The following is a 12,510-nucleotide window of genomic DNA, read 5'->3' on the forward strand; positions in this document are numbered from 1 at the left end:
CCCTACATGACACGCTTAAACAGCTTCTCCAGATCATAGGCCGAGAATGACACCACGATCGGACGTCCATGCGGGCAGGTGTAAGGCTGACGGCAGGCTGCGAGCCTGGTGAGGAGCGATTCCACTTCCAGCTCGGTAAGCTTCTGGTTGGCTTTGATAGAAGCCTTGCAGGAGCATAGAATGGAGGATTTCTCGCGCAGCTTGGCGAGGTCAATCGACCGTTCGCTTAAGACCCACTCTGCCATCTCTTCAATTACAGCCTTCTCGTCCCCTTCCGGGAACCAGTACGGCAAGGAACGGACCAGGAAGGTCTGTCCGCCGAAATGCTCAAGAATAACCCCTGCCTGCTCGAACCAGTGCAGCCGTTCGCTGAGCTGCCTGCTCTCCGAAGGGGTAAACTCCAGCGTAATCGGCAGCAAAAGCTCCTGCGACGCATCCTCAGGCTTGCCGAATTTCTCATAATAAAATTCATAATTCACCCGCTCATGCGCAGCATGCTGATCAATCAGATACAGACCGCTGTCATTCTGGGCGATAATATAGGTTCCGTGATGCTGGCCGATATAATTCAGCTCCGGGAACTGCGGAAGACCGGAGCCGGCCTGCTCCGCAGGAGCATACAGCTCCCCGGCCGCCGGCTGCTGCCCGCGCCCAGCCATAGAAGTCTGGGGGCGATAGCTGTCACGCGGGCCGGAGGACGGCTGCCCGGTACCGCTCCGGTAAGGAGCAGGTGCGGTGTTCCCGCCGGTATAAGCAGCGGCCGTCTCTCTGGCCTGCGGCGACTGCTGCACATTGCTGCCGCTATAAGGCTGGGTACTCCCGGCGGATGCTTGGGAAGCAGCATAAGTGCCTCCAGCGGCAGGGTCCGTTAATGGACCAGTGCTGGCGGAGAATGGAGCGCCGCTCCGGCCGCCGGAAGACAATTGGCTGCCCCCTTCTCCGCCGGAAGCGCCAGGCATCCCTTGGCCGGAATTGTGCGGGTCGGCCGCCTGATCTACACCGGCTGCTGCCCTGCCTTGCTGATCATTCCCCGGAGCTGCGCCTTTGGAGAAGGCGAACTGCTCCTGAATGAACGAGCTGCTGTTCTTGCCGCCGATGACTTCCTTGGTAGGACGCGGAATCAGGCTCTGGCCCATCAGCAGTGAACGGAGCTGCTGCTCGATGAAGGCATACAGCTCGGGTTCTTTGCTGAAGCGGACTTCCAGCTTGGCCGGATGCACGTTGACATCGACCAGTGACGGGTGCATCTCCAGCTTCAGGACCAGCAGCGGATAGCGGTTAATCGGCAGCAGCGTATGATAGGCGCGCATGATTGCCGCATTCAACCCGTTGCTGCGGATGTAACGTCCCCCGACCAGTGTCGTAACCGCATTGCGGTTCGAGCGTGTCCATTCCGGGCGGCTGATATAGCCGGAAATCCGGAAATCCGGATCTTCTGCCGATACCGGGATCATCGCCTTCGCAGCTGAAGTGCCATATACAGCGGCAATCACCTGCAGCAGGTCTCCGTTGCCCAGCGTATGCAGCAATTGGTTGCTGTTATGCTGCAAGGTGAAGGAGATATCAGGATGAGCCAGCGCCATCCGGTACATCGCATCCGAAATATGGCCCAGTTCGGTCTGGATGCTCTTCATATACTTGAGGCGTGCCGGAGTATTGTAGAATAGCTCCCGCACAGTGAGATCACTGCCCCGGCCGGAAGCCGCATCTTCATTACGGATCAGCCTGCCGCCCTCGATGTCCAGCACCCGTCCCTTGCCGTCGTCTCCGCTTGCGGTCAGCAGTGTCAGCTTCGAGACCGCCGCGATACTCGCCAGCGCTTCTCCCCGGAAGCCGAGGCTGGTGATCAGGAACAGATCACGGCCACTGGCAATTTTGCTCGTTGCATGGCGGTAGAAGGCGGTCTCGCAATCCTCCGGCTCGATTCCCGAGCCGTTATCCTTCACCCGGATGCTTTGCAAGCCCCCCTCTTCCACAGAGACTTCAATGCGGGTGCTTCCCGCATCAATCGCGTTCTCCACCAGCTCCTTCACGACAGAAGCAGGACGCTCAACTACCTCCCCGGCAGCAATCTGGTTCGCAATATGCTCATCCAGCACATGAATTTTAGCCATATTCGTTCACCCCCGCAGTTATTTATTATATAGATAATATTGAACATTAACGGACTGTAAAAGCCTTATTCGGACAAGTGGAGACGGCTTTGCCGTCCTTTTAAAGGACGGCACCGTTTCAGGAACAAAATCATCCTAACGGATGAATAAGATTACCTTCGCGCGAGCAGAATGTATGCTGTTTTTCACATACAATCAGGCTGTGTGACTGTTTACGAGCACAATGTATGCTGTTTTTTACATATATTCGGGCCGTGTGCCTGCTTGCGAGCACAATGTATGCTGTTTTTCACATATATTCAGGCCGCGTGACTGCTTGCGAGCACAATGTATGCTATTTTTCGCATATATTCAGGCCGTGTGCCTGCTTGCGAGCAGAATGTATGCTGTTTTCCACATACATTTGGTCCATCTTCCTCTGTAACAGTCAAGTCCGGACCTTGCTTTACTTTAAACAGGATGCCTGCAGCAGTTCCGCTGAACTACAGCTCCCTTGCCTTCAGCTTCAGCTCATTCAGCAGGCCCATCGCCTGCAGCGGGGTCATGTTCATCAGATCCGCGCCTTGCACGGCGGTGATTAGCTCTTTGAGCAGCGGATTATCTTTGACGGCCGGTGCTGCTGTCCCGCCTTTGCGGTTCTTGCGCGGCTCTTCCTCGCCGAAGATAGACAGCTGTACCACTTCATTGTCCTCTTCCTCTACAGGAGAAGCAAGGGTAACGGCAGCTTCCCGCTGTCCGGCAGCCATAGAAGCTGCGGCTTCGGAAGACGGGTCCGAATGAGTTGAAGCTTGCGTGGTGCGTTCAGCAGAATAGACTTGACCTCCTGGGGCAGCTCCTTCCCCGGCATCAAGTGTCTGAACAGCGTTAGCCTGATTCTCCTGTATGCCTGGTATGCCTAATTGGCTTCCGCTCCGGCCGCTATAATCGGTGCCGTAGTTCAGCGGTACGCTGCCCGGCGGAGAAGCCTGCTCAATGCTCTGAAGCAGCCCGTAGGCCCGGTCGATAATCCCTTCAGGCAGTCCGGCCAGCCGCGCACAATAGATCCCGTAGCTGCTGTCCGCAGCCCCCGGCACCAGCTTGCGGAGAAAGTTCACCTTGTCGCCGCTCTCCTGCACCGCCATCGAATAATTCCGCAGTCCGCTGAGACTCTGCTCCAGATGGGCCAGCTCATGGAAGTGTGTGGAGACCAGCGCCTTGCAGGCAATGGTATCATGCACATATTCAATCACCGCCTGGGCAATTGCCATCCCCTCGCTGGTTGAAGTTCCCCGGCCCAGCTCGTCGATGATGATCAGGCTGCGCGCGGTCGCTTTCTCGGTCATGACCTGAATGTCGGCCATCTCAACCATGAACGTGCTCTGGCCGCCAATCAGGTCGTCCGCTGCACCGATCCGCGTGAAGATGCGGTCGATCAGTGCCACCTCGGCGCTTGCCGCAGGCACGAAGCAGCCGATCTGGGCCATGATGCAGATGAGTGCCACCTGGCGCATATACGTGCTTTTGCCAGCCATGTTCGGTCCTGTAATCAGCAGGATATTGCCCTCGTCCTTGCTGAGTGTGCTGCCGTTCGCAATGAACGCCGAATCCTTCAGTACCGCCTCCACGACCGGATGGCGCCCGCCTTCGACCCGCAGGTCATAGCTGTCGGACAGCTTAGGCTTCACGAACCGGTGCTCCGCGCTGACAGCTGCGAGGCACTGATACACATCAATCTCCGCTACCTTCTCGGCCAGCGCCTGCAGGCGCGGAACCTGGCTGCTGATCCGCTCGCGCAGCTCGGTGAACAGGCTGTATTCCAGATCGGTCATCTTATCCTGGGCTTCAAGGATCAGCGCTTCCTTCTCCTTCAGCTCCGGGGTCACATAACGTTCGGCATTGGCCAGTGTCTGCTTGCGCTCATAGCGGCCTTCCGGCAGCGCGGACAGATTGGAGCGGGTAATTTCTATATAATATCCGAAGACTTTGTTGTAGCCGATCTTGAGGGATTTGATCCCTGTAACCTGGCGCTCCTTCGCTTCAAGCTCAGCAATCCAGCGCTTGCCGCTGCTGCTGGCTTCCCGCAGCTCGTCCAGCCGCTCATGGTAACCCGCGCGGATGATTCCGCCGTCTCGCACGGACACTGGTGCATCCTCCACAATCGCCCGCTCGATATCCTCACGGAGCTCTGCGCATTCATCCATGGAAGCGCCGATCTCCCTTAAGGTGGACGAGCCGGAGGTCAGGCACATCTCCTTCAGCGCAGGAATCTGGGCCAGGGACAGCCTCAATGCGTTCATATCCCGCCCGTTCGCGCTGCCGAAGGCAATCCGCCCGACCAGCCGCTCCAGATCGTAGATCTCCTTCAGCGCACCGCGCAGGTCCTCGCGGACAATAAACTGGTTATACAAATAGTCGACGGCTTCCAGACGGCGCTCAATCGGCGCGCGCTGGAGCAGCGGCTTATCAATCCGGCGGCGCAGCAGGCGGCCGCCCATCGAGGTCTCGGTGCGGTCCAGAAGCCAGAGCAGCGAGCCTTTTTTGGAGCGTTCCCGCACAGTCTCGGTCAGCTCCAGATTACGCCGGGTGAACGGATCGAGGATCATATAATTCCCCGGCTCGTAAGGCGAAATCTGCGTAAGCTGTCCCAGTGAACGGCGCTGGGTCTCGCTGAAATAGGAGATCAGCAGCGCCAGGGCACGGCCGCGCTCCTTCTCCAGCCGGACCCAGGCCGCTTCGCCGAACTGGCGGCGGGCCAGCGCTTCCTCCTGCTTGTCCCACGGTGTATAGACCACAGGTTTGGCCAGCAGGGAAGCTTCACTGCGCAGCTCCTCCAGCAGGGCCGAATCGCCAATGATCTCCGACGGCTCATAGATGCCAATCTCATCGCGCAGCCACTCGGTGCTTGCGAGTACCGAGGTGACATAGAGCTCACCCGTCGTTAAATCACAGGCGGCCAGCGCCATCATCCCGTCTTCCTCTGTGACGCAGACGAGGTAATTGTTGCTTTTGTCCGAAATGATCTTGCCGTCCATCACTGTGCCCGGTGTTACGACCCGTACGATGTCGCGGCGGACCATCCCTTTGGTCACCGCAGGATCATCCAGCTGCTCGCAGATCGCCACCTTGTAGCCTTTCTCGATCAGTCGCTGTATGTACCCCTCGGCGGCATGATACGGCACACCGCACATCGGAATTTTTTCCCCGATCCCGCCATCGCGGCCTGTTAATGTAATCTCAAGCTCTTTGGATGCCAGAAGCGCATCCTCGAAGAACATTTCATAGAAATCGCCCAGACGAAAGAAAAGGAAAGCGTCTTTGGCCCCCTCCTTGACTTTGAGATACTGCTGAATCATCGGCGTATAGTTTGCCATCGTCTACCTCCATGCCTACTTCATACTGTTCTCTATTATAGCAGAAACTTCGCCCGTTACGTTACCGCAAGCCCCCAGGGACTTCTGCTAAAAGCTGGTTGGTGTTGTAAAGCGGGTTGGGGGAGGGGATTGTAACGGTAAAAAAGCATTTTACCTGTGCAGCACAGGAAACGGATTCGTTGTTAATACGAAAAGAATCGGGACAGAAGAAACGAATGATATTGGAAGCGCGTGTGCGACATTGTGATTGTGTTCGGTTTTCCGATTACATTCGGCTCACATGTCTACGCAGCGGCTGTTGAATGAGTGTTGACGGGTTCAATCAGCATTTTACATCGGATAATCATTCAGCCAGGTCAATGCTTGTTCATAATCATCGAAGAATTGTACGGATTCCTTGGTATTTGTCTGCTGTAAATGATTCAGGATCTCCCCTTCTTCCAGGAGAAACGCTATGGCCTTGCTGTAATTTAATATGGACTCATTAAAGAACTTGTCTTTCCACGCTTTTTGCACCGAAAAGTGATCTGGCGTGTAACCTTGCCTATCCACCAGCAGTTTGAAGCTCCGGCCGCCGGAAATAAATGGCCTGCACACCTGCTCGAAGCCATCAAACCATTCATTCACATCGTCTAGTCTAATCCTGCCAATTAAACGGGTTACAATTACATCACCAGAAGCTGTCGTGCTGATGTTATGGTTACTCAACTTGAATTTATCCCCTTCAATTACAATTATGAGTAAAAGTCTTATAAAATCAACCTGCAAAAAAACAGCCGCCCTATACACGAATTCCCCGCCTAAGATGCGGCGGATCGTGAATGGCGGCTGTCTATGGTTCCGGTTAACAGGAGATTTACAGTCTGCGCTGCGGCTGGAGGCAGACTCTGTCCGCTACTCTAAATGGCGCTGCGCCGCGGAGACGGACGGTGCGCCGCCAAGCCAGGAGCTGCGGATGTCCCGCGACTCGTCCCAGCTCTGCTGCTCCGCTATGGCGCGCAGCATCGGATCAATCCACCGGGCGGCGGCTGCGTAGCCGCCCAGTGCGCGCAGCTGCGCCTCCAGGGGAGGCCAGGCTGTGCGCAGAGGGGGTTTGCTGCCGCTGTAGAAGGCAGCATGCAGGTCTTCCCGGTCGAGCGGGCGCAGCGGCAGGTCTTCATAATGGCTCACGATCAGGTGAGCCAGGCAGACCGCGCCTTTGGCGATGACCGGGGAGACCAGGAAGCTCGGCAAGGTCCGGTACTCGAAGCCGCCATGCGGCTGTGGCCGGAAATCGCCGAGCACGCCATAGCGGGGACGCCGGGCCGCAGCCCGGATGTCCTCCAGCAGGAACAGGGGCAGCGCCAGATAGTTATCCAGCGCGCGCAGGAGCGGCGCACACAGCGTGACGCCGCTGAAGTGCAGGTGGCCGCCGAGGGCCCAGCCCCGCAGCGGCATTCCTCCCGCCCGCCAGCGGAGCGAGCGGTCGGCAATGAGCCGGTCCGCCTCGCGTGCGGCGGACATCAGCTGCGCCAGCAGCGCGCGCGGTTCCCCGCGCGGCGCAGGGCGCAGCTCCGCCACCGGGAACACGCCGTGCGTTCCCGGGGGTCCGGCGTCGCAGCCCGCGACGCCGTCCATGGGCAGGTACCGCGACGCCGGCACGACGCGGCCCGTGGATTCCCGGAGCAGCAGGAACTCCGGGTCCATGCCCATGAGCAGCCCGGGCCGGCCCGGCTGCTCGCTGTCAAGCATCCGCGCAAGCGCTGCGGATGCTGACCGGTACGGCTCAGGCAGCGCTCCTGCGGAATCAGGCATCACCGGAGTGATGCCTGTCACCACATACCGCCGCCCGCCCATGGCCCGCAGCTCCACCTCGCCACTGTCCAGTCCCAGGCTGTACAACGCCCGCACCGCTGTGGCCCGCAGAACACCTGCAGTCCCCCGCAGTTCCCTCCCTCCTCCAACTAAACTGAGAAGCTCATTCCCATCACTCCCATCCCCTCCCTGCCCACTAGCTCCTACCTCACCACTAGCATCCTCACCTAGCCTTCCAGCTCTTCCCCTGTCACTCCCATCTCCACCTAACCACCCAGCTCCTACTCCGCCGACCCCATCCCTACCTTGCCCGCTCGATTCTCCTCTGCTGTTCCCATCCCCACCCTGCCCACTAACTCCTATCTCATCGCTAGCATCCTCACCTAACCTTCCAGCTCTTCCCCCATCACTCCCAGCTCCACCTAACCACCCAGCCCCTACTCCGCCGACCCCATCCCTACCTTGCCCGCTCGATTCTCCCCCGCTGTTCCCGTACCTGCCCTGCCCACTAACTCCTACCTCACCACTATTATCCTCACCTAGACTTCCAGTTCTTCCCCCATCACTCCCATTTCCACCTAACCTCCCAGCTCCTACTCCGCCGACCCCATCCCTACCTTGCCCGCTCGATTCTCCCCCGCTGTTCCCATCCCAACCCTGCCCACCAACTCCTACCTCACCACTACCATCCTCACCCAGCCCTCCTGCCCCCAGCAGCACCCCGCCCATAGCCGCTCCGGCTCCAAGCGGCTGGCAGTCCAGCACGGCCAGATTGAATATAAGCACGCGGTAGTGCTGTCTATAGCTTGCGGGGTCTTGTCCATGCGGATGAGCTTGGGAGTCTCTTGCATCCTTTCGCTGTGCCCCTCTGCCGATAGAATCGGAGTCTGCTTCAATTCCGCAGCGCCCGAGCCTGCGTCCGATCTGCTCCGGTGCAAGCTGCCGGAATACATTCAGCCCTTCATTCATGTCAGTGCCTCCGCCCATACGAAATTCCTCAGGGCTGCATCCCTCCGCGCACCGCCCTGTAACCGGACAATGCCCTGTGAGCGATAAGCCGCTGAGGAAACCTGACCCCCGAATTATTCAAGTCGAACCTCAAGTGGAAACGGCTTTGTCGTCCTTTGTAAGGACGGTACCGTTTCAGCGAGAAATAGAAGGATAATTTATCATGTGAAACATATAAATTCTTATATTTGCACAAATCTTCCTTATCAAGACGGTATCACCCTAAGCCATGCGTAGGACGCCTATGCCGTCCTTTTATCAGAAACAGTACGGCATGCAGCATCTTCATTCTGAGCTTCATTAAAAAATATTTTTGTATTTTTAAAAAAAGAGGGCATTCGCCCTCTACGCCGCTGCCCTCTCATCATATAATGGATCATAACCCACACAGTACTTCAGGCAGCGGCGTATTGCTTCCTACAATTCATCATCCAGAGCGTCAGGGTCCAGATCATCGTAATCAAAGTTCTCGCCTTCAAAATCATAATCCTTGTCTTCCAGATCATCACTCTGATCACTGACATACACGCGGACCTTGGTCTCAGCCACCAGTTCCGCCTCGAACTCGCGTTCCACCCTAAGTGTCACACTGCCTCCGCCCGGCGATACCCCGGCTTCCACACAATTGGGTTCCTGCGTTGCCTCCGCAGAGACCTGTGCCGTGGAAGCACGATGTCTCGGGTCGAGGTACGACAATGGAATCAGCTCCACATAGGAGACCGTTTCCTTGGCAACCTCGGTTTGCTTGTTTTTGTCGTACGAATACCAGATGTTTACATCATAGGTACCGATTACTTCGATTCCGTTCCCGGCGGCAACCGCTTCGTACTGGTGGTTAATGATCCAAGCCCCCAGAATACTAGTCGGATGATGTGGCGGAGTCACGGTATGGGTTGCTGTAGAGAACTTACGACCTTTGCCGCAAATTGCCTTCGTAATGATCTCCCTTGTTTGACGTTTATGGCTTAATGACATCTTTGAACCTCCTCCATACAATCATTCACTATCAAGTGTATGCACGTTCTGGGCATTTGTTGATTGTTAGAGTAGAAATAAATTTGGGTAAGCCCCCGGACCCCGTGAATTAAGCCTTCTGCTTCATTTTATTGCCGGATTTAGTCCATTATGAGTCCTCCTGCCCGAAAAAAAACAAAAGTAGCGAACTCCCAAAACATAGGGAACCGCTACTTTTGTTGTGTTTCTGCTATGAAAGCACACGTACAATCCCCAGCTGCCGCTGGCGGCTGAGATCGATGAAGTCCTCACCGATATTCACCAGCGGACGCAGCGGGTCATGGGCCAGAATCATAATAATTTTGCCGATCTGCCCGTCCGTCAGGAGCACCTCATTGCCGATCATCGATTGCATCAGCTTATTAATGAAGACGCTGCAGATATACGGATCCAGCTTGCCGTAGACATTCTCGTCCATCTTCCTCAGCACCTCATATAACGGCGCAGCGTTGCGGTAGAACCGGTCCGAAGTCATCGCATGGAAAATATCCGCCACCGCCACAATCTTGCTGAAATCCGTAATCCGGTGGCCCAGCACGCCGAAGGGATAGCCGCTGCCGTCCATCCGCTCGTGATGCTGCAGCGCCACAAGCGCCTGCATATGATTGGTGCCCACCGTATCGCGGATCATCTCATATCCGTAGGTGGTGTGCTTCTTCATCAAGGCATATTCATCCTCACTCAGCGGACCCGGCTTGGTAAGGATCTCGGCCGGAATCATAATTTTGCCGATATCATGAAGCGTCGCGGCAATCGTCAGCATACTCAGCTCATCCGGCTTCAGCTTCAGCCATTTGCCAAGCAGCGTAGAGATGATGCCCACCGCCACATTATGCCTGTATGTATAGTCATCCTTCGTCTGGAGCGCAGACAATATGCCAAAGAAATCATTCCTCTCGCTCACCTGCTGGATAAACGGGATCACTTCATTCCTGAGCTCAATCATGGGCAGACGCTTCGTCTTCGTATAGCGCAGCTGTTCAAAGATACTCTCCATCGCCGCCGTACATTCATCCACAGCCAGCTGATAGAATGCAGCGCTGTCGACCTGGATCACATCCTGCGGCTCCAGAACAATTTTGTGCTGCGTGATCAGGCGGATATGCTCCCCGGTGAGCAGGGTCAATGCCGGCAAGACAAATACACCGCTATGATTAAAAAGGTTCGCTACCAGCTGTTTGCCGATATATTGATCATTGCTGTTATTCATATTCCTCACCTGCCAGACCAAGATTCTTGGGTTTTGGACATCACTTAAGAGACCAGCTCACTTTTGGCGCTTATGTTTCTTATCGTTATTTTACACCTGAATGTGAATACCTGACACCTAAATTACATGGAATTGCTTATGCCTTACCTTTGTCAGGCAGCTTGTCCTTGGCCGGACGTAGTTCAACCGGACTTTTATAACGCTTTGCAATCTTAAGATATAGCGCAAGCTCGCGGCATAATTGCAGAATAGCGGAGCGGATCTCGAATTCCTCACGCGAATCCGGCAGCTCCATCTCCTGGAACTCCTGCTGCAGCTCCTCCAGCAGCCGTTCGGTGCGGCCGGTATATTCCTCAGCCAGCACATCGCCGCTAAGCTGGTCGAACAGCTCCGCTACCATATCCCCATGCGGCAGCTGGCGGTACACTTGCGAGAGCAGCTGCATCATATTCTGGATGGACTCCAGCTGCTCCTTGCGCATATAGAAGTACACGTTCCAGGCTTCATCCGGGTGAATCACATGATTCTCCATTTCCCTGGATGCCGCGTTCAGCCCCTTCTGCACAGTCTCGCCTGCCCCGATCAGCTCTTTCCCGTCCCAGATGTAACCTGGATCACGGAGCGTCCGGGCCATCTGCCGGAAGATCACCGAGAAATAGCTGTCCACCTCTTTGCGGATGCCCGCAATCATCCCGCCTGTCTCCGGCATATAGATGAAGTTAACGAGTCCGGCCGAGCCGAGGCCGATCAGCAGCAGCTCAATCTGCTGCAGCAGGATGTGGACCGTGATATCGGCTTGTCCAAATACGCGGAACACAATGACCGAGCTGGTGACGATCCCTTCCTTGAAGCCGGATTTGACAATCAGCGGGAAGCCGAACAATACATACAGACCAAGCACCCAATAATGAAAGCCCAGGGCCCAGAACAGAATGCAGCCCAAAAAGAGTCCCACCAATGAGGCGAAGAAGCGCGCCGTAATCGTGCGTAGACTCCTTTTGCGGGTCGTTTCCACCCCGAGAATGGCCAGCAGTCCCGCGCTTTGCGCACCCGGAATACCAGCGGCGGCTGCCAGCAGAATGGACAGCAAAGTTGCAGCCGCCGTTTTAATAATACGAAATCCCATGTGAATACCTCTCCTACACCGATAAGCTTCAACATTCAGATGAAGATATAGTCATGGTACAAGATTTTGCCAACAGACACAATATGACATCGTTCCTACCTTCTCGACAGCAGCAATTTCTCCACATACACCACCAGCTGGTACATGGCTGTGGCCACTGCCGCAATAATGAGCAGACTCGACATGACCAGGGTGAAGTTGAACACCTGAAAGCCGTAGATGATCAGGTAACCCAGCCCCGATTTCGCAACCAGAAATTCACCTACAATGACGCCGACCCAGGACATTCCGACATTCACCTTCAGGGTAGAGACCACAGCCGGGAATGAAGCCGGGAGAATGACCTTACAGAACTCCTGGCTCTTGGAGGCGCCGAAGGAGCGGACCACCTTAACCAGATTCGGGTCCACGCTGCAAAAGCTGTTGTACACTACCAGAGTGGTGATAATCACGGTAATCGATAAGGTTGTAATGACAATGGCGGTGAAGCCTGCCCCGAACATTACAATGAAGATCGGACCCAGCGCGACCTTCGGCATACTGTTGAATACGACCATATAAGGGTCCAGGACAGCGGACAGAAACGGCGACCACCAGATGACGACAGCAAGCAGCGTCCCGATCAAGGTGCCCAGAATAAAGCCCACCGCCGTCTCGCCGACGGTCATTCCCAGATGCGGCCACAGACTGCCGCTGACCATGTCCTCCCAGATCTGCCGGAACACCTTCGTCGGATAGCTGAACAGCAGCTCATCGATCCAGCCCATGCGGGCCCCGGCTTCCCAGAGCACGAAGAACACCAGCAGCAGGCTGCTGCGGACCATAAGCACCTGACTCCTGCGGCGCAGCTTCTTCTTCCTGTAATCCGCATGCTTCTGTTCCAGCCACTGCGCA

Annotated in this window: 8 protein-coding genes; all 8 read right to left on the minus strand. The window is 56.0% G+C overall.

Going from position 1 to position 12,510, the window contains the following annotated elements:
• Positions 1 to 2: 2 nt before the first annotated feature.
• Positions 3 to 2,114, minus strand: coding sequence for a DNA mismatch repair endonuclease MutL (mutL, locus tag MHH28_RS08330; protein WP_405113853.1), 2,112 nt, complete (start codon positions 2,112 to 2,114; stop codon positions 3 to 5).
• Between the two features lie 482 nt (positions 2,115 to 2,596).
• The gene (gene mutS, locus MHH28_RS08335) at positions 2,597 to 5,464 is read right to left on the minus strand and encodes a DNA mismatch repair protein MutS (RefSeq protein ID WP_405113855.1); all 2,868 of its coding nucleotides are present in this window, start codon (positions 5,462 to 5,464) and stop codon (positions 2,597 to 2,599) included.
• 330 nt (positions 5,465 to 5,794) lie between these two features.
• Positions 5,795 to 6,271, minus strand: a complete 477-nt coding sequence (locus tag MHH28_RS08340; RefSeq protein ID WP_405116934.1) for an STAS/SEC14 domain-containing protein — start codon at positions 6,269 to 6,271, stop codon at positions 5,795 to 5,797.
• A gap of 87 nt (positions 6,272 to 6,358) precedes the next feature.
• Complete coding sequence (locus MHH28_RS08345; protein ID WP_405113857.1) at positions 6,359 to 8,227, minus strand: putative amidoligase domain-containing protein; 1,869 nt, start codon at positions 8,225 to 8,227, stop codon at positions 6,359 to 6,361.
• A 456-nt stretch (positions 8,228 to 8,683) separates the two neighbouring features.
• Positions 8,684 to 9,241, minus strand: coding sequence for an outer spore coat protein CotE (locus MHH28_RS08350; protein ID WP_405113859.1), 558 nt, complete (start codon positions 9,239 to 9,241; stop codon positions 8,684 to 8,686).
• Positions 9,242 to 9,470: 229 nt separating this feature from the next.
• Positions 9,471 to 10,490, minus strand: coding sequence for an HD-GYP domain-containing protein (locus tag MHH28_RS08355; RefSeq protein WP_405113861.1), 1,020 nt, complete (start codon positions 10,488 to 10,490; stop codon positions 9,471 to 9,473).
• A gap of 136 nt (positions 10,491 to 10,626) precedes the next feature.
• Positions 10,627 to 11,616 (minus strand): aromatic acid exporter family protein, encoded by a 990-nt coding sequence (locus tag MHH28_RS08360; RefSeq protein WP_405113863.1) that lies wholly within the window; start codon positions 11,614 to 11,616, stop codon positions 10,627 to 10,629.
• 95 nt (positions 11,617 to 11,711) lie between these two features.
• Entirely contained in the window at positions 11,712 to 12,464 is a 753-nt protein-coding gene (locus tag MHH28_RS08365; protein ID WP_405116938.1) for an ABC transporter permease, read from the minus strand.
• Positions 12,465 to 12,510: the final 46 nt, after the last annotated feature.

Origin of the sequence: Paenibacillus sp. FSL K6-1217, from assembly GCF_045040735.1 — a bacterium.
In the GTDB taxonomy this organism is placed as follows: Bacteria; Bacillota; Bacilli; order Paenibacillales; family Paenibacillaceae; genus Paenibacillus_AQ.

Coding starts and splice junctions, on each gene's coding strand:
- mutL (WP_405113853.1), bottom strand. CDS start 2,114: ATGGCTAAAATTCATGTGCTGGATGAGCATATTGCGAACCAGATTGCT.
- mutS (WP_405113855.1), bottom strand. CDS start 5,464: ATGGCAAACTATACGCCGATGATTCAGCAGTATCTCAAAGTCAAGGAG.
- MHH28_RS08345 (WP_405113857.1), bottom strand. CDS start 8,227: ATGAATGAAGGGCTGAATGTATTCCGGCAGCTTGCACCGGAGCAGATC.
- MHH28_RS08350 (WP_405113859.1), bottom strand. CDS start 9,241: ATGTCATTAAGCCATAAACGTCAAACAAGGGAGATCATTACGAAGGCA.
- MHH28_RS08355 (WP_405113861.1), bottom strand. CDS start 10,490: ATGAATAACAGCAATGATCAATATATCGGCAAACAGCTGGTAGCGAAC.
- MHH28_RS08360 (WP_405113863.1), bottom strand. CDS start 11,616: ATGGGATTTCGTATTATTAAAACGGCGGCTGCAACTTTGCTGTCCATT.